Annotated in this window: 24 protein-coding genes; 20 read left to right on the forward strand and 4 right to left on the reverse strand. The window is 61.4% G+C overall.

Going from position 1 to position 22516, the window contains the following annotated elements; genetic code table 11:
* Window positions 1–58: 58 nt before the first annotated feature.
* Entirely contained in the window at window positions 59–676 is a 618-nt protein-coding gene (locus BM216_RS05490; RefSeq protein ID WP_092996181.1) for a type IV toxin-antitoxin system AbiEi family antitoxin domain-containing protein, read from the reverse strand.
* 541 nt (window positions 677–1217) lie between these two features.
* Here BM216_RS05490 and BM216_RS05495 point away from each other — a divergent pair.
* The 3 genes from BM216_RS05495 (at window position 1218) to BM216_RS05505 (ending at window position 3153) form a co-directional block, all read left to right on the forward strand.
* Window positions 1218–2060, forward strand: coding sequence for a DUF932 domain-containing protein (locus tag BM216_RS05495; RefSeq protein ID WP_092996184.1), 843 nt, complete (start codon window positions 1218–1220; stop codon window positions 2058–2060).
* Window positions 2061–2369: 309 nt separating this feature from the next.
* On the forward strand, window positions 2370–2573 hold the full coding sequence (locus BM216_RS05500; RefSeq protein ID WP_037186445.1) for a transcriptional regulator domain-containing protein: 204 nt from the start codon (window positions 2370–2372) through the stop codon (window positions 2571–2573).
* Window positions 2574–2673: 100 nt separating this feature from the next.
* Window positions 2674–3153: a DUF2285 domain-containing protein gene (locus tag BM216_RS05505; protein ID WP_244530100.1), complete on the forward strand. Its 480-nt coding sequence runs from the start codon at window positions 2674–2676 to the stop codon at window positions 3151–3153.
* A 2-nt stretch (window positions 3154–3155) separates the two neighbouring features.
* Here the strand turns inward: BM216_RS05505 and BM216_RS05510 are convergent, their stop codons facing one another.
* Entirely contained in the window at window positions 3156–3461 is a 306-nt protein-coding gene (locus tag BM216_RS05510) for a DNA -binding domain-containing protein (RefSeq protein ID WP_092996190.1), read from the reverse strand.
* A 134-nt stretch (window positions 3462–3595) separates the two neighbouring features.
* Between BM216_RS05510 and BM216_RS05515 the strand changes: the two genes are divergently transcribed.
* The 8 genes from BM216_RS05515 to BM216_RS05550 all read left to right on the forward strand — a co-directional run bounded on the left by BM216_RS05515 (window position 3596) and on the right by BM216_RS05550 (window position 10135).
* Entirely contained in the window at window positions 3596–3817 is a 222-nt protein-coding gene (locus BM216_RS05515; RefSeq protein ID WP_092996193.1) for a helix-turn-helix domain-containing protein, read from the forward strand.
* A gap of 203 nt (window positions 3818–4020) precedes the next feature.
* Window positions 4021–4290 (forward strand): helix-turn-helix transcriptional regulator, encoded by a 270-nt coding sequence (locus BM216_RS05520; RefSeq protein ID WP_092996196.1) that lies wholly within the window; start codon window positions 4021–4023, stop codon window positions 4288–4290.
* Window positions 4291–5418 (forward strand): replication initiator protein A, encoded by a 1128-nt coding sequence (locus BM216_RS05525; protein WP_092996199.1) that lies wholly within the window; start codon window positions 4291–4293, stop codon window positions 5416–5418.
* A complete protein-coding gene (locus BM216_RS05530) occupies window positions 5415–5933 on the forward strand; it encodes a DUF2840 domain-containing protein (protein WP_092996201.1) in 519 nt (172 codons plus the stop codon). The genes BM216_RS05525 and BM216_RS05530 overlap by 4 nt, the downstream gene beginning before the upstream one ends.
* The gene (gene traF / locus BM216_RS05535; RefSeq protein WP_092996204.1) at window positions 5930–6463 is read left to right on the forward strand and encodes a conjugative transfer signal peptidase TraF; all 534 of its coding nucleotides are present in this window, start codon (window positions 5930–5932) and stop codon (window positions 6461–6463) included. Before BM216_RS05530 ends, traF begins: the two co-directional genes overlap by 4 nt.
* Before the next feature lie 34 nt (window positions 6464–6497).
* On the forward strand, window positions 6498–6833 hold the full coding sequence (locus BM216_RS05540; protein WP_092996207.1) for a DUF736 domain-containing protein: 336 nt from the start codon (window positions 6498–6500) through the stop codon (window positions 6831–6833).
* 4 nt (window positions 6834–6837) lie between these two features.
* Window positions 6838–7761, forward strand: coding sequence for a lytic transglycosylase domain-containing protein (locus tag BM216_RS05545; RefSeq protein WP_092996210.1), 924 nt, complete (start codon window positions 6838–6840; stop codon window positions 7759–7761).
* A gap of 313 nt (window positions 7762–8074) precedes the next feature.
* On the forward strand, window positions 8075–10135 hold the full coding sequence (locus BM216_RS05550) for a relaxase/mobilization nuclease domain-containing protein (RefSeq protein ID WP_092996968.1): 2061 nt from the start codon (window positions 8075–8077) through the stop codon (window positions 10133–10135).
* A 66-nt stretch (window positions 10136–10201) separates the two neighbouring features.
* On the opposite strand, the gene BM216_RS05555 is transcribed toward BM216_RS05550, so the two are convergent.
* Window positions 10202–11023: an AraC family transcriptional regulator gene (locus BM216_RS05555; RefSeq protein WP_092996971.1), complete on the reverse strand. Its 822-nt coding sequence runs from the start codon at window positions 11021–11023 to the stop codon at window positions 10202–10204.
* Window positions 11024–11151: 128 nt separating this feature from the next.
* On the opposite strand from BM216_RS05555, the gene BM216_RS05560 reads away from it, so the two are divergent.
* From BM216_RS05560 to BM216_RS05570, 3 genes are read left to right on the forward strand one after another with little or no spacing between them, the layout of a single operon-like run.
* Window positions 11152–13215, forward strand: coding sequence for an FUSC family protein (locus tag BM216_RS05560; RefSeq protein WP_244530086.1), 2064 nt, complete (start codon window positions 11152–11154; stop codon window positions 13213–13215).
* A complete protein-coding gene (locus BM216_RS05565) occupies window positions 13205–13420 on the forward strand; it encodes a DUF1656 domain-containing protein (protein WP_092996212.1) in 216 nt (71 codons plus the stop codon). Before BM216_RS05560 ends, BM216_RS05565 begins: the two co-directional genes overlap by 11 nt.
* Window positions 13417–14313 carry an HlyD family secretion protein gene (locus BM216_RS05570; protein WP_092996215.1) on the forward strand — a complete coding sequence of 299 codons (897 nt, stop codon included), beginning with the start codon at window positions 13417–13419 and terminating at the stop codon, window positions 14311–14313. The genes BM216_RS05565 and BM216_RS05570 overlap by 4 nt, the downstream gene beginning before the upstream one ends.
* A gap of 221 nt (window positions 14314–14534) precedes the next feature.
* Here BM216_RS05570 and BM216_RS05575 read toward each other — a convergent pair whose 3' ends face one another.
* Entirely contained in the window at window positions 14535–15149 is a 615-nt protein-coding gene (locus BM216_RS05575) for a TetR/AcrR family transcriptional regulator (protein WP_210217023.1), read from the reverse strand.
* Between the two features lie 55 nt (window positions 15150–15204).
* Between BM216_RS05575 and BM216_RS05580 the strand changes: the two genes are divergently transcribed.
* From BM216_RS05580 to BM216_RS05605, 6 genes are all read left to right on the forward strand, one after another.
* Window positions 15205–16500, forward strand: coding sequence for an FAD-dependent monooxygenase (locus BM216_RS05580; RefSeq protein WP_092996218.1), 1296 nt, complete (start codon window positions 15205–15207; stop codon window positions 16498–16500).
* A 149-nt stretch (window positions 16501–16649) separates the two neighbouring features.
* On the forward strand, window positions 16650–17444 hold the full coding sequence (locus BM216_RS05585) for a DUF3313 domain-containing protein (RefSeq protein WP_092996980.1): 795 nt from the start codon (window positions 16650–16652) through the stop codon (window positions 17442–17444).
* 541 nt (window positions 17445–17985) lie between these two features.
* On the forward strand, window positions 17986–18828 hold the full coding sequence (locus tag BM216_RS05590) for an enoyl-CoA hydratase/isomerase family protein (protein WP_092996222.1): 843 nt from the start codon (window positions 17986–17988) through the stop codon (window positions 18826–18828).
* Between the two features lie 192 nt (window positions 18829–19020).
* Window positions 19021–19920, forward strand: coding sequence for a LysR family transcriptional regulator (locus tag BM216_RS05595; protein WP_092996225.1), 900 nt, complete (start codon window positions 19021–19023; stop codon window positions 19918–19920).
* A 153-nt stretch (window positions 19921–20073) separates the two neighbouring features.
* Window positions 20074–22047, forward strand: a complete 1974-nt coding sequence (locus tag BM216_RS05600) for a conjugal transfer protein TraG (protein WP_092996228.1) — start codon at window positions 20074–20076, stop codon at window positions 22045–22047.
* A 10-nt stretch (window positions 22048–22057) separates the two neighbouring features.
* Window positions 22058–22501 carry a ribbon-helix-helix domain-containing protein gene (locus tag BM216_RS05605; RefSeq protein ID WP_092996231.1) on the forward strand — a complete coding sequence of 148 codons (444 nt, stop codon included), beginning with the start codon at window positions 22058–22060 and terminating at the stop codon, window positions 22499–22501.
* Window positions 22502–22516: the final 15 nt, after the last annotated feature.

Raw genomic sequence — 22516 nt, forward strand, 5'->3', positions numbered from 1 at the left:
TTTCCGCATTGCATACCGCAAGGGAGATATTGCCAACGTATCGCTAATCTTGATTTCCTTAGCCATTGGCGGTCAGCGCCTCGAGATAAGGTCGAATGACTGTCGCGATTGCTCCTCGCTCCGCCTGCCTGGCCATTTCACTGGGAGTTGTCTTGCGTTGACGAAGTGCCTCCTGGAGGCCCTCAATCGCCACCGAAAGACCGATCTTGTTGCGATACCGAAAGCAGTCGGCGACCGTCTTGGCGACCCCGAAAACCTTTACGGGCACCCCCTCGATGGTGTGGAATTCGACGGCTTCCGTAAGGAGGCGGTCCGTGAACCTTACGAGCCGAACGGACACGCCATGCCCCTTGGGAGCCCAATCCTTTTGGCCGATGGCGATCCACACCTGCCTTGGGAGTTGATCAGTAAGCTGGTGGAACGCGAGGGCCGAGACGAGGCAGACCACACCTTTAGGCACCCGTTTCGCGGCCTCGGCCAGACTGTGATTAGCGTCGAGCGGCGCGTCCGGGAGTTGATAAAGCCCCCGCGCAAGTCGGAGCACTTCGCCGTCCCTCTCCATGCGACTCATGGTGGCCGCGGTCACTCCCTCCGCGCGCAGCTCTGCGAGACGCGCTATGCCGCGCGCTTTCAGCAAGGTGTAGGCAGTTCGGCGCTGGGATGCGGGCTCGGGCAAGATACGTAAGCTCGGAGTATGGATTCTACGATCCGAGGATTTGTATCATCATCCGCCTGCCAAGAAAAGGTAAAAATCGAAAGACTTCCGACCTTCCGGAGCTGACCGTCCGTCGGTTAGAGCTTTCCCCTGCGCTCGCCATCGCGCCCCGCCTACAAGCCGCAGACGGGGCACTTTCGCATAATCGCATCCGGTAGGAGCATAGGCGATCAGGATGGAGGTGTTGTGTTCGAAAACCCATCTGCCTTCGCATCCTGATCCGGTCTTCCGCTTCGGCCGCCGCTCCGCTCAGGCCGGGCCACTGCTTGGGGGCTCTGCCCCCGGCGCGGCGCAAGGGATCACTGGCCCTCAACCGGGACGGTCTCCCCGGCCTTCCGCGCGAATGCGCGTTTCTCACTCTCGCCCATGACTTCAATCCGCTTGTGCAGGCCGGGTGATCCCTCCGGCCCGGTCGCCCTTGCACCTTTCTACCCCGGTCTCGGCGACGGCCAGGGTTGCAGCGCAGCGCTGCGCTCCAACCCAAGCCCATAGGAGAAAGACTATGTATCACCAGCTCGCCACCCGGTTCGGCCGCAACTCCCATCAGATCAGCGGGCGCAAGCCGCTGGATAACGAGGCGCTTTACCGGCACGTCCCGTCGATTTTCGCCAGCGAAGCCCATGACAGCCGTTCCGAGCGTTACGTCTATGTCCCCACCATCGACATAGTGGAGGGCCTGCGCCGGGAAGGATGGTTCCCATTCTTCGCCGTGCAGTCGGTCCCGCGCGACCGTTCGCGTCACGGCCACGCCAAGCACATGCTGCGCCTGCGCCGCGATGGCGGCATCGGCAAGGCGGAGGCGGCGGAAGTCATCATCGTCAACAGCCATGACGGGACCAGCGCCTATCAGATGTTCGCCGGGATGCTCCGTTTCGTTTGCACCAACAGCATGATCGCGGGCGAGCGCTTCGAGGAAATCCGCGTTCCCCACAAGGGCGGCATTCAGGATCAGATTATTGAAGGCGTCTTCACCGTCGCCGACGACTTCCCGCGCCTCATCGACGCGACCGAGACAATGAAGGAAACGCGGCTTGCGCGGGACGAACAGCGGGTTTTGGCCGAAGCCAGCCTTGTCGCCCGCTACGGCGAGGAGGAAAGCCCGGTTCAGCCGGACCAGATCATCATGCCGCGCCGTCGCGAGGATGCGGGCCAAAGCGTCTGGAGCACGTTCAATGTCATTCAGGAAAACCTCATCCGGGGCGGCTTGCGGGGGCGCCGCCAGACGTCGGATGGACGCATTCGCCGCACTCAGACCCGCGCCATCAACGGCATCGACCAGAATGTCGGTCTCAACCGTGCGCTCTGGACGCTGGCCGAGGGTATGCAGCGCTTGAAGGGCAATTGAGCCCGAGCGCCACAGGGCCGCCACCCAGGCGGCTCTTCCTCTTCCAGCGATGAGAGCGGCGAAAAAAATCGCGCCGATCCTACGGTGCCGATCCGGCGGTGCGGCCATGCCCGAGAACATGGCCGCGCTCGCCGGGCTACGCCCGTCTCGCAGAAACACGTAAGCACTGTTAAGAAGAAGTAACCAAGAGATTTATCGCGTTAGCCGATCTAGTTATCGCGAAAGCGCGGCTACAGTTGTTTCAACCGATGCCTGAAGTTCTCTGTCCGGGCGTTGCTTTGCGTGTGTCCGGTGTAGAGAGGAAGCGCCATGCTGAGCATCGACTGGCGTTCTCCGGCGGCATACAGATTTGCCCGGAGCATCCCCGCCGCCGGTTTCGCCTGGGAATATCTTCGCCGCGATGACGAGTATCGTCGCGAGTTTCAGACCATAACCGCGTCGCACGAGCCAGACCCGGAGCGGTTGGAAGCCTTCGTGCAACGCTGGGGGCTGCGATTTTCCGACCGATCCTGAAACCCCCTCGGATCGGCAATCCCTGTTCTGGAGCCCTAGCCTTCAGCCGCAAGCCATATGGCTTTCTCCCGTCCAGCATCAAGACAGCCAAACGGAGCCGATCATAACGCTGGCGCATCTCGACGGCCTCGATCTGCGCCAGGCCGCAGACGGCTGGCATGGTATTTGGCAAGCCGATGGCGTTGCGCATCAATTCTGGTTGCCGCAAGCTATTCCAGACGCGGCGGCCTTCTACGGAACATTCCTGCCGATGGACGACCTCTACGACCTGCGCGCTCACGCCGCCCGGAGGCTTTGGCGTTCTCTCAAAGGTCGACCGCCCGGTCCCGATTTTCGCGCGCTGCCCGAGCAGCTTCGAGAATGGCACATCCTGTCCCTGCGCGCACTCGACGCCCGCCTTCGCAGCGAGAGCTACCGCACGATTGCTGAAGTCCTGCTCGGCTTCCGTGGCACCAAAGAGGATTTTGAGGTCGACCCGCGCAAGAACAAGGCCCGTCGCCTCGTTGCTCACGGGATCAAGATGATGCGCGGCGGCTATCGGCTGCTTCTGCATTATCCCATCAAGGCTGTGAGCAAATAAGCCTATGTCCGCCTGCCAACGCGCACAGTCAATGCGACCGCCTGTTCCAGAATGCGCCGGTATCCTGAACCTGAGAGCCACTGCGCGCGGGCAAGATGGCTTTCCCAGCAACGGCGAGTGCGCGCTTCGTCGGCGGTCGCGTCGCGGTGCAGGACGATGCGCGCGACCTCCTGCCAGTCCGCGCCATCTTGGCTGGCATCCAACAGCCGCAAATACGTGACGTAGTGCTGTTCGTCATAGGTCGTGATATCGGGGCCGCTGGGGGCCTCATCTTCAACATCTGGATCAAGCCGAGGCCGTTCACGCACGAATTTTGCCCTTTTGTATCGAGGATGCGGACATAATGAAGCACTTCAGGACAGGCCGAGGAATAGCATAGCTTGATACGAATGGGAATGATCGTTCCTAGAAGGATCGTTCCTATGCTGGTTCCCCTTTTGTCATGGATCTCAAGGAGGTCATGGCGAGGAACCTGCGTCGGGCACGTCATGATAAAAAGCTGACGCAAGAGGAACTCGCCGACCGCGCGGGCCTGAGTATGCGCTATGTCGGTTCGATCGAGCGTGGCGACGTGTCCGCCAGCGTGACCGTACTTGGTCAGATTGCCGATGCCCTTGGGATCGAACCCGGCGAGTTGTTGAAGAAGGTCGGCGCGCCAAAATAGCAGGCCGATCATGGGGCCGAACGTCGCTGGCTAGGTCGCCGAGCGACCGTAACGACAATCCCTGCAACAACAGCCGGAGGAGTGCCGCCAGAGCAAGAGCGCAAATGCGGCACGCTACCTGCCGCCGATCCCTCGCCATGGTTCGCCGTAGCCCGCAGCTTTGCCTGCGGCGCTCATGAACGACGAACTCCAGAGGAGATCCCATGGCCAACCCCTTGGCGGGCCTGCCGCCACGACTCTTGCGTACGCAGGAAGCCGCCCGCTTCCTCGGCATTTCCATGCGCACCCTTGAGAAGCATCGAACTTATGGCACTGGCCCGACTTACCGCAAGGTCGGTGGCCGCGTCCTCTATAGCGTCCACGATCTCGAATCCTGGACCGAGATCGGCTCGCGCAAGTCCACCCGCGAGACGACGGCCGGCACGGTTTTCCCCGCGCGTCCGCTGACGCCTGAAGAGCGGGGCAAGTGCTGAATGCTGCGCGACGACGATCACAGACCCGCGCAACGGACCAATGCGAGCGAGCGCAACCATCTCAACCCCTTCGTGGTCGCGACCGGCGATGCCGCCCCGCGCGACCAGCGCGACTTGATGGAGCGGCCCTTCTTCTCGCTGGCCAAGACGCCGCGCACCAAGCCGATTCTCTACAAGGCCGCCGATGTCGAGGTGCAGGTGCTTGCCATGCCCGAACACGGCATGGCGACCATCTGGGACGCCGACGTGCTGATATGGGCCGCCTCGCAGATCGTGGCGGCCGAGAATGACGGCCTGCGCACCTCGCGCTTCTTCCGCTTCACGCCCTATCACCTGCTGCGTGCCATCGGACGGCCAACCGGCAACCGGCAATATGGGCTGTTGAAGGCCGCGCTCGCGCGCCTGCAATCCACCGTCATCGCCACGACGATCCGCAATGGCCCGCACTGGCGGCGCCGGCAATTCTCATGGATCAACGAGTGGGAGGAGATGACGACGCGCGCGGGCCGCGTCGAGGGCATGGAGTTCGTCCTCCCCGAATGGTTCTACAACAGCGTCGTCGATCGCACGCTCGTCCTCACCATCGACCCGGTCTATTTCCGACTGACCGGCGGTATTGAGCGCTGGCTCTATCGTGTCGCCCGCAAGCACGCCGGCCACCAGCGCAACGGCTGGCTGTTCGAGGTCGCGCATCTCCATGTGAAGTCGGGCAGCATGGCGCGTGTCTCCGACTTCGCGCTCGACCTGCGCCGGATCGCCGCCCGCCAGCCGCTCCCCGGCTACCGCCTTCAGATCGAGCGCGAGCGCGGTCGCGAGCTACTGCGCATCCGCCCCGAAATCCTGTCCACAGTGCCTGTGAATACGCCTGTGGAAACCATCGGCACATCAGGCGCGCGCGGTATCGGCACATCGGGCGCAGCCCTATCGGCACATCAGGCGCACGGACCCCAGTTAAGCCTCTGGCCTGAAACGCGGAATCCGGCTGCTAACTTAGAGTCTAACAAAGAATCTAACTCTTCTTCTTTGACGCACCCGCGTGCGAGACGTGGTGCCGGTGCCGCCCGATCCATCGCCGACGTGCTGCGCGACATGCTCGCCGACGACGACCGCCATGGAGGCCGGTCATGAGCGGCAAAGCCTCCCACCGCGCCCATGGCCGTCCGCTGCCGGACGGGCCTGCGCCGTTCACCACCCTGGTCGAGCTAACCTTCGAGAAACGCAGGGTCGAGCACTGGATACGCTTCGGCCGCAAAGCCTACGAACAAATCCTCGACCGTCGCCGCAGGGTCGTTGGCTTCGCGCCCGAGAGCATCTTCGCCTTCGTCCGCTGGGCGGCCGGCAAGCATGGCACGATTGTTTCGCGCATCGACATCGTGCGCGCCATCGGCCGCGGCGAGCCGTTCCAGACGCTGCCCTTCGTTCGTCCCGGCGGCGACATTCTGCTTCGCCTCGACACCTGGCCGAAGGTGCAGCGCGCGCTTGCCGCGATCGACGCCGTGGAAGCGCTCGGCCTCGATCCGGCCGACGCTTCGCCCGATCACTGGCGGCACATTCATAACCGGCTCAGCGTCGGGCTGGAGCCGACCGCCTATACGCCCGAGCGTCATGCCGCATGGATCGGCCGCCGGAGGATCGACCCATGAGCCGCCGCCGTATCCTCGCGGTGGCGCTGCTCGCCGTAACCGGCATCGCCGTCGACATGCCATTGAGGCTCCTCTGGAACGTCACCGCCAGCGCGCCGGTGGGCCTCTATTCCATCGCGTCCGCCGACCGGCTCGACGTGCCCGAGCTGGTCGCGGTCATGCCGCCCGAACCGCTCGCCACCTTCATGGTCCGGCGCGGCTATCTCGGTCGCGGAGTGCCGCTCCTGAAGCGCGTCGTCGGTCTTCCTGGCCAGCGGGTTTGCCGAGTCGGCCGCGCCGTCACCGTCGACGGCGTGGAGATGGGCGATGCGCTCGACCGCGACCGGATCGGCCGCGCTCTGCCGGTCTGGCAGGGCTGCCGCGTGGTCGCTGACGGTAAGCTTTTTCTCATGAACATGGACGTGTCCGACAGCCTGGACGGTCGTTACTTCGGCCCCATTCCGGCGAGCGCCGTCATCGGCCGCGCGCTGCCGCTCTGGACTGACGAGGACGGCGACGGCCGCTTCGTCTGGCGCGCACCGATGCACTGATTTCCCAACCACAACACCAGCAAGGAGACTTCCCATGCCGCAGAGCGGTCAATTCTCGCGCGACGCATCCGGCTTCGCCGGTGAGCTTTGGACGCTCACTCGCAAGCGTGAACTCGTCATCGTTCCCGCCGAACATTCGGACGCAGAGAACACCCCGGATTACCGCGTCCATGTCATTGCGCATGACGGCCCCGAGGTCGGCGCGGCGTGGAAACGCACCGGCGAGAAGGCGGGCGAATATCTCTCCGTGCTGCTCGACGATCCCGCCTTACCGCAGCCGATCCGCGCCAACCTGTTCCGCGACGACGACGAGGGATCGTCATGGTCGCTGCACTGGACACTCCTCAAACCACGCGAAGAGCGGGATTGAAGCCATGCAGTCCCGTGTCGTCATTGCGCTCGAAGGCTCTATTCCCTTGTTCGCGAGAAAGCCGTCTCATTCCGTCATCCCGCTCGACCACAAGTCGGCCGGCGCGCGCAGCGTAGGTCAAGGGCGGCCACCGGCCGGCGCTTTGCGCGAACCCTTGACCGCAGCGAGCACGCTGGCAGGCTGGCGGTTCGGCGGAGAAAGGCGGGCACGGCGCTATGCCGTTATCCGAATCGTTGGCGCGCTCGCGTTCGGCGCGGAACCGGCGACGACCCTGGCGCAATCCGCGCCGGTCGCGCTCACGGTCGCCGCCGATCCGCATGGCAGTCATATCGCCGAGGCGTCGCAGCGCTTCGGCATTCCCGAACACTGGCTTCGCGCCGTGCTGCGCGCCGAGAGCGCGGGCGGCGTGCGCGCGATCTCGTCGGCCGGCGCGATCGGGCTCATGCAGGTCATGCCAGATACCTGGGCGGGCCTGCGTGTCCGCTATTGTCTCGGCCGCGATCCCTACGATCCGCGCGACAACATTCTCGCCGGCGCGGCCTATCTGCGCGAGATGTGGGATCGCTACCGCAATATCGCGGCGATGCTCGCCGCCTACAATGCCGGCCCCGGCCGCTATGACGAGCATCGCGCGACAGGCCGTCCGCTCCCGGCCGAAACCCGCGCCTATGTCGCCGCCCTCGCACCAGCGCTCGGCGTGGCAGTCGCAGCCGGGACGCCGGAGAAGCAGTCCGCACCGCCGCCTGATTGGCGCGATGCACCGCTCTTCGTCATGCGTCCGAGCGACAGGCCGAGCACCGATCCGGTGCAGACTATCGGCACATCAGGCGGCGCTGGCCCGACCGTTCCGGTGCGCGAGCGCCGTGATGCGGAGCCGCGAGACGGCAGCATGTTCGTCGCGCGGGCCGACGACGTGAGAGCGCCATGAGGATGGCGTTCTCACGTCTGTTTGCGCTTGGTCCGGTGTGCAGTCAGGCAGGGTTGCGCCTGGCTGCATTCACGGTAGGAAGGGCGGAAAGGTCAGAAAAGGTGGAGGGCAAGATAAAGGAAACCGGCACCACGGGGCGGCGGTTTCGGGGCAAGCCCTTGTCTGCACACTGTTTTGGGGCGGTGCTGGCGGCACCTTCATTCCGGAGCCCGCGTGCCGCGTCTCGGCGCAGAGCGTTGGCTTTGCGGGGTTTCGACCGGCACCATAGCCCGAAACTGGGTTGTTTTCCGCATTTTGGGCCGGAGGCGCGGCCGTGAGCGCCGACGACGAATTCCGCTTCCGGCCGAAGCCCGGACGCATCCGCGCCGATACACCCAAGCTCGGCAAGGCCGAGAGCTTTCTCACCCAGGCGAAGAAGGTCGCGCGCCAGCAGAGCAACAGCCCGTCGCGGTCCTCGGCGTCATCGCCATCGCGCTCCCGATCGTCGTCGCCGGCCAAGGGCGGCAAGGCTTCGCGGACGAGCACGCCGGGCCTGAAGCGCGGACGCGGTGCGGCCTTCGTGCGCGCCCGCAACCTGTCGGGTGGATGGAAGCACAGCAGCCCCGGTCAGCGCCGCGTCGTCGTCAAAACCCGCTACGTTCAAGGCGCGGGCAAGAACGGAAAGTCCGCCGCCCATATTCGCTACATCCAGCGCGACGGCACCTCGCGCGACGGCGAGCGCGGCCAGCTCTATTCGGCGACCGACGACCGCGCCGATGGCGCTGCCTTCGTCGAGCGCGGCACGGACGATCGCCACCAGTTCCGCTTCATCGTCTCGCCCGAGGACGGCGCGGACCTTTCCGATTTCACGGCCTATACGCGCGACCTCATGAGCCAGGTCGAAACCGATCTCGGCACGCGGCTCGATTGGGTCGCGGTCAATCACCACAACACCGGCCATCCGCATGTCCATGTCATCGTGCGCGGCGTGGACGAGCTGGGCCAGAACCTCGTCATCAACGGCGACTATCTCGCCAACGGCATCCGCGAACGAGCGAGCGATCTGGCGAGGCTCGAACTCGGCCCCGTTACCGAGATCGAGCACAGCCGCAAGCTCTCGGCCGACATCGGTCAGAACCGCTTCACCCGCATCGACCGCGCCATAGCCGGGGAAGCCGAGGACCGTTTCCTCGACCTGCGCCATGAGCCGGCCGATCATCGCCGCCGGTTCGACCGGACGCTGCGCCTGCGCCGTCTCGAGAGGCTGGAGAAGATGGGCCTAGCCACCGAGCACGCGTCCGGCGTCTGGGAACTGAGCGAGCGGATGGAATCGGCGCTGCACGAGCTGGGCGAGCGCGGCGACATCATCCGCAATATGCACAAGGCGCTGAAGGCCGACGGGCTGGAGCGAGATCCGATGACGTTCCAGATTCATGACGCAGCGCCCGAAGTCCCGATCACCGGCCGCGTCGTCGACAAATATCTGACCGACGAGTTGGGCGAGAACCTGACCGTCGTGGTCGACGGCGTGGACGGACGCACCCACCATTTCGCCGGCATCGACCCTGCCCGCGTCGAGGACGCGCGGATCGGCAGCGTCGTCGAAATCGGCCCGGCCGAGCCGGCCAGCCGGCCATCCGATCGGACCATCGCAGACATCGCCGAGGGCGGCGCCTATCGGCCGAGCCGCCATCTCGAACAAGCCAGGTTCGAGGGGCGGGTTCCGGGCGGCGACTATGAGGGCTATGTCGATGCGCATGTGCGCCGGCTCGAAGCCCTTCGCCGCGCTGGGATCGCCGAGCGGATTGACGCCGACCGATGGCGCATCCCCGAGGATTTCGAGAGCCGCGCCGCCGCCCATGACGCGAGCCGCAAGCGGCAGGCCAATATCCGCATCCTCTCGGCCGCCCGGCTCGAACAGCAGATCGGCGCCGACGGTGCGACCTGGCTGGACCGGCGGCTCGTGACGCCCGATGCTTCCGATCTTGCGTCGACCGGCTTTGGCCAGCAGGTCCGCGACGCGATCGACCGCCGCCGCCAGCATCATATCGACCATGGCGACGCCGCGCCCGGCCCGAACGGCGGGACGCTCTATCGGCGCAATCTTCTCGCCACGTTAAGCGCGCGGGAGATCGAGCGCATTGGCGGCGAACTGGCCGCGAGCAAGAATCTACCGTTCAGGTCGGTGGCCGATGGTGAGAGGATCAGTGGAAAGTTCACGGGAACGGTGCAGCTATCGAGTGGTAAGTTTGCCGTGGTCGAGAAGAGCCACGAGTTCACTCTTGTCCCGTGGCGGCCGGTCATTGACCACCAGCTCGGGCGTGAGGTTACGGGTCTCGTGCAGGGTGGTTCAGTGTCGTGGGAGTTTGGGCGGCAGCGCAGATTAGGTATTTGAAATATCATGACCGCTCAGATTTTTACCGAGCAAGCATAGTGCCTGATAGTTGTGGAGATAGGCAACTCAATGCCGCTTCGCTTTCTCGGTCCAATACATGGTCGCACTGCGTTGCGCAAAATACTGCGCTGGCGTGCAACCATGGGCCTTCTTGAACATCGTTATGAATGCGTTGACCGACTCGTATCCAAGTTGGGCGGCGACATTTTGTACCGTTTCGCCGCTGGCCAGTTCACGAAGCGCGACGACAAGATGGAGTTGCTGCCGCCAGCGCCCGAATGTCAGTCCGGTCTCTCGGATCAAGAGGCGCGCCAGTGACCGCTCGCTCATTGCGACCCGGTTCGCCCAATCGCTCAGCGTACTGCGGTCTGAGGGTTCAATCGTCAGGGCGTCTGCCATCGCCCGGATCTTCGGATGGTTGGAGATCGGCAGGTTGAACCGCTCATGCGGCATCTGCGCAAGTTCGTCGAGGATCACCCGCGCGATCCGGGCGGCATGACTGTCAGCCAGATAGTTCGCGCGCTCGGGGGCAAGCCGATCGACCATTTCGCGGATCATGGGTGAGACCGCGAGCGTGCAGCTGTCCTTTGGCAGCTTCGCAACCCCCGGCTCGACGAACAGATAGTTTAGCCGTGCATTGGCGGTTGCGCGCGCGCTATGGGGCACGCCGCCCGGAATCCACACGCCGCAATTGGGGGGTACGATCCAGATTTCGTTGCCCGCAGTGCAGGTGACGGCTCCGTGCAGAGCGAGGATCAACTGACCCTTACGATGTGTGTGCAGAGGCACTTCCGCCTCATGATCCGCGAAGTCAAGCTTGTGGGCGACCGCAGGGAGAAGCGTCAGGTCGGGATCGAAAACGGAAACGGCGGATCGCGGCAGAGACATGAGATTGGCCAATTTTAGGTATTTTGTGTCACAATACCGAATTTATTCACATATGCAAATCGGCCATGACTGGCGGCATGAACACCGCGCAGCCCATTCACACCCCCTCAAGCAAGACCGTTGCAGCCATGTTTAAAGCTGGAACGAGCTTCCTGTGCGCACCCACCATGAAGGCGGATGCGGATGCGATCCTGTTTTCGGCGAAGAGTTTCGCCGCGGCAATGCTGGCCTATTACATCTCGCTGCGAATCGGTCTTCCCAAGCCGTTCTGGGCGATCGTCACCGTTTACATCGTCTCGCAGACGTCCGCCGGCGCGTCCTTCAGCCGCGGTGTCTATCGCTTCGCAGGGACGTTCGTCGGCGCGATAGCGACGGTCGCAATCGTTCCGAACTTCGTGAACCATCCGATGGTGTGCAGCGTCGTGCTTGCGGGCTGGATCGGCCTGTGCCTGTTTTTCTCGTTGCTCGATCGCACGCCGCGCGCCTATGCCTTCGTTCTCGCCGGCTATACCGCGAGCCTGATCGGGTTCCCGAGCGTGCTCGATCCAGGCGCGATTTTCGAGACGGCGTCGGTGCGCGTCCAGGAAATCTCGATCGGGATTCTGTGCGCGGTCCTAATCCATCGCTACATCCTGCCGAAACGCATGACCGGCCAGTTCACCGGCAAGCTGTCGACCACGCTGCGGGACGCCCGTCGGCTGGCGGGTAATGCGCTGAGTGGAACGCGAGGAGAAAACCGTAGCGACCGCAACCAGCTAGCGGCGGACCTACCGGCAATTCAGGGGCTTGCCACGCATCTGCCCTATGATCCGGCGCCAACGCCACCACGCCGGATACTGCAGCTCATCCATGACCGGCTCGCCCGCTTGCTGTGGCTCGCGGCCGAGATCGAAGAGCGGATTGAGGCCCTTCGCTTAGGCGACGGCGATGCGCCCGGTGAGCTGATCGCCTTGGTAAGTGACGTCGGTGCTTGGGCCGCAAGCGCCGAAACGGAAGACAGGGAGGCTGCCGCAGCCCAACTGATCGCGCACGCACGGTTAGTCCAGAAGCGTTCTGGCGCCGACGCTGTGACGCCCGGCGACAGGCTTGCCGCTAACCTCGCAGGACACTTGGCTGAGATGATCGGTCTGTTGGAGGATTGCGAAAGGCTCGGACGGATCATCGCGGCGACCGGGCACCTGCGCGACGTAGCGTCGCTTCATGGGCCAAAGCGGGCGAAGGGCTATGTCTATCACTGCGATCCCTGGATGGCGGGGCGTACCGCGCTCGGCGCGATCATCGGCATTCTCATCGGCTGCGCCTTCTGGATCTGGTCGGCCTGGCCGGAGGGAGGAATGGCCGTCTCCATTCTCGGCGTCTGCTGCACGCTGTTCGCCAATTTTGATGCGCCTGTGCCTTTTGTCATCAAATACCTCGTCGGCTCCATCTACGGGGTCGTAATCAGCCTTATCTACAGCTTCTTCATCCTGCCCCAGGTCACGGACTTTCGGGTTCTGGTCGCCGTGCTCGCCCCGGCTTTCCTGTTCGCCGGCTCTTTGCAGGCACGCCTGCCCACGACCTTCATGGCGCTCGGCATCACGTTGACCATTCCAATCCTCTCTGCGCTCGGCCCCTATTACACAGGTGACTTCGCCACCTCACTCAACAGTGTGATCGCGCTCTTTGCCGCGGTTGGCTTCGGCGCCGTGAGCATGTCCCTGTTCCAGACCGTGCCGGTCGAAGGAGCGATCAACCGCTTGCTTCGGTTGAGCCGTCGTGACGTTGGCCGGCGCGCGCTTGGCGCTGCACCCAACGAAGCGCGCTGGACAAGCCTGATGATTGATCGGACAGCTTTGTTGCGGCCTAGGTTACGGCTGACCGGCGAAGCATATCCTGATGTGCTCGACGTCACCCTGCACCATCTTCGCATCGGGCATGTCACTGGCCAGCTTCGTAAGGCGATCCCGCAGATCAATGGTGAGGTCGGCGTGGAACTGAGAGAGATTCTACTGGTCATCGCAAAGTTCTTCAGTGGGGGGAAGGCGCCAAGAACGACCGGCCTTTTCGATCTCAATCAGCGGATCGAGATCCTGATCGGGAAGGTGGCAGGCAGCGTGATAAGGAACCGCCTGCAGATTGTCGATCTGCTCATCGACCTGCGGTTCGCTCTCGGCTCTCGAGCAGACGAGAGGATCATGACTGATGATCGTTGATCTCAATGTCGGAGGCGCCCTCATCCCCGGTCTTGTGGTTCTCGCGTTCCTCGCGCTTTTCGCCACCATCACCGTGCTCCGCCTATTCGCCGCCATGGGTCTCAATCGCCTGTTCGCTCATCGGCCGCTCGCCGAGATCGCAACTTTTGTCATCATCTACGGTCTGCTTGTGCAGAACCTGCCATCGATCGGACTCCTGCCTTGAAACCTGTTCTGTCCCTGCTTGGTCGCTATGCCCTGACCCTTTGCCTCGTCGCTGCCTCCGCCTTTGTTGCGCTGACGGCGTGGAACCATTACGAACGGACACCCTGGACCCGCGACGGGCGAGTTGGCGTCGATGTCGTACAGATAGCGCCGGAAGTCTCCGGCACGGTCAGCGTAGTTCCCGTTGTCGATAATCAATATGTGCATCGAGGCGATATCCTTTACGAGATCGATCCCGAACGGCTGAGCCTAGCAGTGTCATTGGCTGAGGCTGACGTCGAAGCCAAACGGCAGGATATGATAGTTCGGCAGGCGACAGCGCGGCGGCACAATCATCTAAAGGACGTCGTCTCCCAAGAGGCTGCCCAGCAATCGAGCGGTGCGGCTGCGGTCGCCAGCGCCGCCTATCAGTCAGCGGTGGTGGCGCTTGATCTGGCCAAGCTTGACCTCACCCGCGCGGCAGTCCGCGCGCCGGTCGACGGCTATGTCACGAACCTGAGGCTTCGGCCCGGCGACTACGCGACCGCTGGCGTGACGAAGGTCGCCGTCCTGGACGCCGCCAGCTTCTGGATCACCGGCTATTTTGAGGAGACGAAAATACGGCAGATCCGCGTTGGTGACCCGGCACGGATCATGCTTATGGGCTTTGATCAGCCCATATCCGGGCATGTCGAAAGTCTCGGCCGCGGTATCGACAACAGCAACGACGCGCCCGGTCATCTCGGCCTGCCCAATGTGGCCGCAACATTCTCCTGGGTGCGTCTTGCCCAGCGCATCCCGGTGCGCATCCATATCGAAAAGGTGCCGCCCGGAGTTGAACTCGCGGGAGGTATGACAGCAACAGTTGAAATACTCGCCTCAGCGGTTGAGGCTGGAGCGAGCAAGCGACCGTGATGGCCATATCAATTGGCCACTACTGGATGAATTTGCTGAACTCCTTTGAGAGCGATAAACGACATTCACGCGATGTGCTGGGCGGCAGTTTCGCTGCCAATCATCGACGATGCCGACGTTGTGGGCCGTTCTTTTCAGCGGCGGCACGATTGAGCTTTGCTCAATTATTCGAGCTTACCTCTACAAGGAGGCGCTCCAGCCGAAAGTACCGGCAGTTAGTATTACTTCGATGTTCGGAGAACTAAGGGCAAGAAGACCTCGTCTATGATTTCTTCGATGCTTTTGTCAGAGAGAGGTTTGAGCGTCATTAGCATGTCGTGACGCGCTAGCTCGATTGGTAACGAGGCAATTCGGGCGGTAATGCGTGCGAGGTCGATTTCACCACGATTTGCTCCACGCTCCAGAATCTCGGCTACCAGTCCATGTTCACCGATTCTGCTAGGAACATCGACGAAACTCAGGTTGTCCTTCAACAGATCCTCACGCATATCAACGAGGATCCGCATCAAATGAGGTTGAGCTCGGTCTGAAAGTCGCTTGAGTAGCAGCACCATCTCGCTACGGACGCTGCCTTGGTCCGTGATCGTGATGGGGTTGAGCGCTACGTACCGAGCTAAGGCCGCCATCACCAACTCGCTCAGGCTTTTCCACCGACGATGGATGACTGGTCTGCTAGTCCCCGCTCGGCTTGCAACCGAATCTAACGTCAGTCCACCATAGCCTTTCGCCGATAGCTCATCCCAGACCGCCTGAAGAATGGCTTCGTCCAACTCAGGGCCACGTCGTCTTTGCGCCTTTGTATCCATTACGACCTCAAAATAAGATGCGAGCCGCATCTTGACTCCTACGAGATAGGATGCGACGTGTATCTTATATGCAGGAGCATGAGATATGTCAAAAGCTGATAGTTTTGCCGGTAACCGGCCCCAAATCCTGATCGTCGGAGCCAGTATTGCTGGACCGACAGCTGCGTTCTGGCTAGTCCGCGCCGGCTTCGATGTGACCATCGTGGAGCAGGCGTCAGAGCTGCGCCGCGGCGGAAATGGCGTTGACGTTAGGGCCGAAGCGCTCGCCGTTGTCGAGAGGATGGGCCTCACAGCTACTATTCGCGCCAAGGTACTCAGAATCAAGGGCATGCGCTTCGTCGATCATCGCGATCGGGAACGTGCGAGAATGCCTCTTGAGGCGATGGAAAGGATGGTGGGTTCTGAGGATCTGGAGATCAAACGTGGCGATCTGGCGGAGCTGCTCTTCGACGCGACCAAGAACGATGTGAACTACATATTTGGCGAAACGATCAAAACGATCGTGCAAGATGAAGCCGGGGTGGATGTCACGTTCGCGAAGGGGGCGCCTAAGCGCTTCGACCTTGTTATCGGAGCCGATGGACTGCATTCGAGCGTGCGTCGCACTGTGTTTGGGGCAGAGGATGAATTCCTGAAATTCAGGCAGCATTACTTTGCTTTTGTGAACGTCGATCTTCCTATGGGTGAACACGGCTGGGTGACGTTTTACAACGAGCCTGGAAAATCCGCGGCAATCTTCCGTGCCGAGCCTGGACTTGGACAGATCAACTTCATGTTCCGCAGCGATACTCCGCTCAGCTACGATTACCGCGACGTCGAGAAGCAGCGCGCTTTGCTTCGCCAGGCCTTTACGGGTCTCGGCTGGCATGTACCTGCCTTGCTCGAGAAGACCGACAGCGCTCCTAATTTCTACTTTGATGCGCTCGCTCAAGTGCAGATGCCATCATGGTCGTCGGGGCGGGTGGTGCTCGTCGGCGATGCCGCATATTGCGCCTCACCGGCTTCAGGTGCGGGTGCGCTTCTTGCTCTGACCGGCGCTTACCGGCTAGCAGGAGAACTGGCTACTCATGGTATTTCTTCCGCAGCCTTGTCCGGATACGAAGCCGCCCAGCGCCCGTTGGTCGCGCAAAAGCAAAGGCAGTTATTTACGGGGCTATCTACGCCTCGCACCCGCTTGGGTATTATCACTCGCAACTGGCTACTGTCGCCACCGCTCAATGCGCTGATCTCAAGGATCCAGGGCAAGGAAACGCCAGCCGATATCCACGAGTACCGTTTTCCAACCGCCGTCTCGCTGCAATCGGAGGGTGCGACCAGACATGCAACAGAGAGGCTGCCTTTTGGCCCGATGGAGCGCGCGGGTAGGGGTGCAGAACGTTGATAGGACTATATACTACGAGGGGCGAAACCGCGCAAACAATTGCGATAAAGTCCGGATCGGGCAGACAGCGTTTCACCACGGACCACCCGTCGCGTCGTGATGGAGCATTGGTATCGCCGTGCCGTTCTCAGCTTTTTTTCCTCTTGGCTATGCCCTTGCTTACAGCATGCACCTCCGTGCCGCTGAAAGAGGGCGGTACGCTAAGCTCCTACAGTCGTCTCAGTTTTGAGAAAGGCACCCTGTCTAAGCGGCGGACGTATGTGGACAGCGTAGCTCTGTCACCATTGAGGACAGCTACCATCATTCCTGCGAGCTTCACCCATGATGCCGCCTCGCGAGTAGAATCCCTAGATGATCGCAGAATGGTTGCGAACATCCTCGATCGCGCGCTCTGTATATCGCTCAGCGATAGGTTTGACATGGTGCCTTACGGGCAGGCTTCCGACTTAAGCGTTCGTGCGGTCGTCACAGATATCGTGCCAACGGACACGATTGCAGCGGGAGCATCTGCGGCGTTAACGCTCGGAACCGGTTTTGCACTTCCAATAGCAGCTCCACGCCTGCCAATCGGGCTCGGCGGCATTGCCGTTGAAGCAGAAGCGGTTGACCACTCAGGCAATCAGGTTGCTGCGACAGTCTGGGCACGCGGAGCCAACTCGATTTCAAACACGCCGCGAGTATCCCAGGTTGGGGACGCTTACGCGTTAGCGGCAACCTTTGGGAACGAGTTCTCGAAACTCATAGTCGATGGTCAGGATGGAAACGGCCCCGGTCTCTCGCTGCCCTCGGCACATCGCGTCCAGTCCTGGTTCGGCGGCACACCCAAGCACGCCGCGTGCGATACCTTTGGGCGTTCACCTGGTCTGGTTGGCTTGATCGCCAGTCGGTTTGGAGCGCCACCAAAATGGACGGACAACCAAGCCCAACCAAGTGCATCAAAGTAATGGCTGTGCTGAAGGAGTTTCATGAATACGCCATGCCGCCGTCACGAAACAACAGAGATCGAGCACATGTTGATACATAAGACTTTAAAGTGGCGATTAGACGGTTGCGGATACAACTCAATGCATCGCCTTCTCATTCGGTTCGTAGTGAGCGGTTTGGTGGGCATGGGCTCGCAAGTAGCGATGGCAAACTCGCCGTCACCTACCGTCAAAGAGGCGTGCGGCGCGGAGATACGCTCGCTTTGCGTTCGACCATGGCGGCTATCGCCTGACAGCATCTCCCAATGCGCCCGTCAAAATCGAGAGAAACTTTCTTCAGCATGCCAAATTTTCTGGGATACGGCTCAGATGTGCCAGGCGGAGATGAAGAATATCTGTGGCGGGTTAAATCCGCTCACGATCAAAAGCTGCCTACGCGAATCCGTCCATAAATTCTCCAAAACGTGCCAGGACACGTTGGATTTGTAAGGTCCGAACAACGGCATATTTCCAAATTTATCTACCTTGAATTCTTCATCTAATCAGAGAGAGGACACTAGATATGTCGGAACAAAAGAGCTTCCTAGACTCCAGCCATTGCAGTTCATTTGAACAATACAAATCGTCGTACGAGAAGTTTATCGCTCTAACCAGGGAGAATGGCGTTATTGAGTGCCGGTTTCATCACGAAGGAGGACCCGCGGTTCATAGCTGGGAAGCTCATCATGCTTGGCGCGAAGCGTGGATCGATATCGGTCGAGATCGCAAAAACGAAGTTCTTATCGTGACGGGGACCGGGGATCGCTGGCAAATCGGTAATCCCGAGGTGTGGACGACGCCATTTCGCGAATGGGATCGCGACGAGCAACTGGCACTATTTCACGACTCAAGGCGTCTGATCGAAAACATGGTATTCAACATCGATATACCGACGATCGGTATAATCAACGGTCCTGGCACCCATTGCGAACTCGCGACGCTTTGCGACATTACGCTTTGTGCAGAAGACGCTGACTTCTTTGATCCACATTTCCTTGGCGGTACGCCTCCGGGTGATGGAATGGCGCTAATCCTTCAGCGGACTATAGGCGTTAAGCGAGCGGCCTACTACGCCTACACCGGCCAGTGCATCGACGGGCGCACCGCTGTGGAACTTGGGTTGGCAAATGAGTGCTTGCCACGTGAAGAGTTGCTGCCCCGGGCTCGGGAGATCGCCGGAATGATGATGGAACGGTCTAAGATGACCCGTCATCTAACGCACGCAATCCTGTCCAGGCCTTGGAAGCAAGCAGTGGTGCAGGATATGGGCTTTCACCTGATGCATCAGTCATATGAGATGACGACCGATCGTGAAGGCGCATTCGCGCGCCTCATGAAGAACGCCCACCGTTTCCGAGATCGCTGATAGTTTGCAGCGTTCAATAACTTTCATAGAGACGACGAAAGCTATCGTCCATCTCGTTGAAGGGGCAGATCCTTGCGGTGGAAACGCCGGCATGTTGCGGCGAATTTGCTTCGGAGAGGCACCTTGCGTAGTAACAAAAGTCGCGCCGTACGAGCATCACGCGTTTACGCACTGTTAGATGGACGGGTCCAGATGAAATCGCTCGTCCAAACGCTTGCTGTCGCCGAGTATTTGAGTTTCCAACAGGCCGCTTCGGCGCTGGGCACCAGTCAATCGAGCGTCAGCGCCCGGATCAAACGGCTGGAAGAGGACCTGGGCGTGATCCTCTTCCGGCGCAACACGCGCGGCGTTCGACTCACCGATGCTGGACGCGAGTTCGTGGATCAGGTTCAGGAAGCTGTGAGCATTCTTGATGCTGCGATCAAGACCGCCGGGATGAATGCGCGCGGAGGTAAGGGCGAACTGCGGATCGGCGTTTATGCTCTTACAGCTGGCTGGTTCCTCGACCGGTTGCTGGATCAATTCCACGACACGTATCCAGATATTCGGTTACAGATCACAGAAGCAACAGCCCGTGACGCTGAGATTATGCTGCGTGAAAGCAGAATTGATATCGCTTTCATGGCTCAGAATCATGAAATCTCAGACCTCAATTCGAGCGTCATATGGCGCGATCGTCTGGTGGTCGCACTACCGGTCATGCATCCTTTGGCCCAGCAGCCGCACATCGAGTGGCGTCAACTCGCCGCGGAAACCTTCCTTGTTCGCCATGGCGGAAGCGGCCCACAGATTCATGACTTGATCGTGACACGAGCGACTGGAAACTGGCTGACGCCGACTATTCACCGTTTCGATGTCGGACGCAGCACATTGCTGTCGATGATTGCGGCCGGCCATGGCATCTCTCTGTTCGTCGAGGAAGTCGTCCAAGCCAATACTGCGAACGTTCATTTCCTACCGATCCGCGACGAACCGGAAACCATCGCTTTTTCTGCCGTCTGGTCGCCGCAAAATCGCGATCCCGCGCTTTTGAATCTGCTCACTTTGGTGAAGAAAGTGGGCCGCCCACGTCCAAAACCTGACTCGAGGTAATTTACCCTCATAGTGCCGGGATATTGCGGCGGCCAACCGTCCTATTCGCCACCGATGGTATCCCATAGCCCTACGGCAGCACCTTTACTGTTGCAGCCTCTATAATTGCCTATTTTCTGATCGGCTCCGTCTCTTCTGCCAATTGGAGCCACTATGCGCGGAGGTCGAATACTTTGGGCGCAAATCGCTGTCGTCTTTACCATCGTAATGGTGATGACCTGGACCGCAACTCAATGGGTGGCGTTCCGCTTCGGCTTTCAACCCCAGCTAGGAAACCCTTGGTTCGAACTGGCTGGTTGGCCGTTCTATTGTCCGCCCGCCTTCTTCTGGTGGTGGTTCTCGTTTGATGCCTACGCACCTGCGATCTTCATGGAGGGCGGTATCATTGCGGTATCCGGCGGCCTTCTCGCCGTCGTTGCCGCGATCACCATGTCAATCATTCGGTCGCGCGAGACGCGCAATGTCGCGACCTACGGATCGGCACGCTGGGCTGAAAACAGGGAAATTCGCATCGCCGGACTACTCGGTCCGGATGGCGTCGTGCTCGGAAAATACGAGCGCGACTATCTGCGCCACGACGGACCTGAGCACGTACTGTGTTTCGCTCCGACCCGTTCGGGCAAGGGCGTTGGCCTGGTCGTCCCGACGCTGCTGACCTGGCCGGGAAGCTGCATCGTCCATGACATCAAGGGCGAGAACTGGACGCTGACGGCGGGCTTTCGCGCCAAGCACGGCTGCGTGCTGCTGTTCGATCCGACCAACGCCGGATCGTCGGCCTACAACCCGCTGCTCGAAGTCCGCCAGGGCGAATCGGAAGTCCGCGACGTACAGAACATCGCGGATATTCTGGTCGACCCCGAAGGGTCGCTCGACAAGCGCAACCACTGGGAAAAGACCTCCCATTCGCTGCTCGTCGGCGCGATCCTGCACGTCCTCTACGCCGAACCCGACAAGACGCTGGCCGGTGTCGCCAACTTCCTCTCCGATCCGCGCCGCCCGGTGGAGGCCACCTTGCGCGCCATGATGGATACTCCGCATCTCGGCGAGGCCGGCGTTCATCCCGTCATTGCCTCGTCGGCGCGCGAGCTACTGAACAAATCCGACAACGAGCGCTCCGGCGTGCTCTCGACCGCCATGTCGTTTCTCGGCCTTTATCGAGATCCCGTCGTCGCGCGTGTCACCGCCCGCTGCGACTGGCGCATCGCCGATCTTGTCGGCGGCAAGAGGCCGGTCAGCCTCTACCTCGTCGTGCCGCCGTCGGACATCAACCGCACCAAGCCGCTGATCCGCCTCATCCTCAATCAGATCGGCCGCCGGCTTACCGAGGAGCTTGCAGCATCGGGCAAGCGCCACCGGTTGCTGCTGATGCTCGACGAATTTCCGGCGCTGGGTCGGCTCGACTTCTTTGAATCTGCGCTCGCCTTCATGGCAGGCTATGGCCTCCAGGGTTTCCTGATCGCCCAATCGCTCAACCAGATCGAGCGAGCCTATGGGCCGAACAACGCGATCCTCGACAACTGCCACGTCCGCGTCAGCTTCGCGACCAACGACGAGCGCACCGCCAAGCGCGTGTCCGATGCACTCGGCACGGCGACCGAGCTGCGCGATTCCACTAACTATGCCGGTCATCGCCTGTCGCCCTGGCTGGGGCATCTCATGGTTTCACGGCAGGAAACCGCGCGCCCGCTGCTGACTCCGGGCGAGATCATGCAGCTCCCGCCACATGAGGAAATCGTGATGGTCGCAGGCACGCCGCCGATCCGCGCCACTAAGGCGAAGTATTTCGAGGATGCGCGCTTGCAGGAACGCATTATCGCACCGCCCGAGCTGGCGGCCGTGCCTGCGAATGCCCCGGCGACCGATGACTGGTCGGGCCGTGTCGTCGCAGCGCTGGGCCATGCCGGCGCGGCGAGCGTCGGCGATCCCGTCAATGCCGGCATCCGCCGCGAGCCGGAATTGCCAGAGCATGAAGAAATCCTGCCCCCGCCGCCGTCGCCCGCCCAAGAGTTCGAGCTTCTGGACGACGAACCTGATGTCGACGCCGCCAAGGCTAATGCGCTGCGCAGCCGTATGCGGATGGTCGCGCGGCAAGCCGCGCTCGATCCCGGCGATGGCATAGAGCTTTGAGGAGCCGCCCATGACGACCCGCACTCGCATGAACGTCTATTTTGATCCCGCGCTGCTTAAGCAGGTTGAGGCGTTGGCGCTTCGCCGGAACATCTCCAAATCCGCCATCATCGAAGCCGCTGTGGCGTCATTCTTATCCGGCGATACGACTGGAAAGTTGGAAGCGGCGATGTCGCGCAGGCTCGACAAGTTAGGCCGCCAGATCGACACGCTGGACGAAGATCTCTCCGTGCTCGGCGAAGCGTTCTCGCTGTTCGTCCGCTATTGGCTCACCTTCACGCCGGTCCTGCCCGACTCCGCGCAAGCCTCCGGACGCGCCAAAGGCTTGGAGCGATTCGAGGGCTTCATGCAGACGCTGGGCAAGCGACTGGCGACCGGCGACAGGTTCCTTAAGGAGATTTCGCGGGACGTGGAAAGTTCAGCGCAGAGCACTGCCCCTAGAAACGGCGAATAAGTCCGCCGCGGAAAG

The organism is Rhizobium sp. NFR07 (assembly GCF_900111905.1).
Taxonomy (GTDB): Bacteria; Pseudomonadota; Alphaproteobacteria; order Rhizobiales; family Rhizobiaceae; genus Neorhizobium.

What these genes read in the sequence shown, in the direction of transcription:
- BM216_RS05495 (WP_092996184.1), top strand. Translation starts at nt 1,218, where the DNA reads ATGTATCACCAGCTCGCCACCCGGTTCGGCCGCAACTCCCATCAGATC.
- BM216_RS05500 (WP_037186445.1), top strand. Translation starts at nt 2,370, where the DNA reads ATGCTGAGCATCGACTGGCGTTCTCCGGCGGCATACAGATTTGCCCGG.
- BM216_RS05515 (WP_092996193.1), top strand. Translation starts at nt 3,596, where the DNA reads ATGGATCTCAAGGAGGTCATGGCGAGGAACCTGCGTCGGGCACGTCAT.
- BM216_RS05520 (WP_092996196.1), top strand. Translation starts at nt 4,021, where the DNA reads ATGGCCAACCCCTTGGCGGGCCTGCCGCCACGACTCTTGCGTACGCAG.
- BM216_RS05525 (WP_092996199.1), top strand. Translation starts at nt 4,291, where the DNA reads ATGCTGCGCGACGACGATCACAGACCCGCGCAACGGACCAATGCGAGC.
- BM216_RS05530 (WP_092996201.1), top strand. Translation starts at nt 5,415, where the DNA reads ATGAGCGGCAAAGCCTCCCACCGCGCCCATGGCCGTCCGCTGCCGGAC.
- traF (WP_092996204.1), top strand. Translation starts at nt 5,930, where the DNA reads ATGAGCCGCCGCCGTATCCTCGCGGTGGCGCTGCTCGCCGTAACCGGC.
- BM216_RS05540 (WP_092996207.1), top strand. Translation starts at nt 6,498, where the DNA reads ATGCCGCAGAGCGGTCAATTCTCGCGCGACGCATCCGGCTTCGCCGGT.
- BM216_RS05545 (WP_092996210.1), top strand. Translation starts at nt 6,838, where the DNA reads ATGCAGTCCCGTGTCGTCATTGCGCTCGAAGGCTCTATTCCCTTGTTC.
- BM216_RS05555 (WP_092996971.1), bottom strand. Translation starts at nt 11,023, where the DNA reads ATGTCTCTGCCGCGATCCGCCGTTTCCGTTTTCGATCCCGACCTGACG.
- BM216_RS05560 (WP_244530086.1), top strand. Translation starts at nt 11,152, where the DNA reads ATGTTTAAAGCTGGAACGAGCTTCCTGTGCGCACCCACCATGAAGGCG.
- BM216_RS05565 (WP_092996212.1), top strand. Translation starts at nt 13,205, where the DNA reads ATGATCGTTGATCTCAATGTCGGAGGCGCCCTCATCCCCGGTCTTGTG.
- BM216_RS05575 (WP_210217023.1), bottom strand. Translation starts at nt 15,149, where the DNA reads ATGCGGCTCGCATCTTATTTTGAGGTCGTAATGGATACAAAGGCGCAA.
- BM216_RS05580 (WP_092996218.1), top strand. Translation starts at nt 15,205, where the DNA reads ATGTCAAAAGCTGATAGTTTTGCCGGTAACCGGCCCCAAATCCTGATC.
- BM216_RS05585 (WP_092996980.1), top strand. Translation starts at nt 16,650, where the DNA reads ATGCCCTTGCTTACAGCATGCACCTCCGTGCCGCTGAAAGAGGGCGGT.
- BM216_RS05590 (WP_092996222.1), top strand. Translation starts at nt 17,986, where the DNA reads ATGTCGGAACAAAAGAGCTTCCTAGACTCCAGCCATTGCAGTTCATTT.
- BM216_RS05595 (WP_092996225.1), top strand. Translation starts at nt 19,021, where the DNA reads ATGAAATCGCTCGTCCAAACGCTTGCTGTCGCCGAGTATTTGAGTTTC.
- BM216_RS05600 (WP_092996228.1), top strand. Translation starts at nt 20,074, where the DNA reads ATGCGCGGAGGTCGAATACTTTGGGCGCAAATCGCTGTCGTCTTTACC.
- BM216_RS05605 (WP_092996231.1), top strand. Translation starts at nt 22,058, where the DNA reads ATGACGACCCGCACTCGCATGAACGTCTATTTTGATCCCGCGCTGCTT.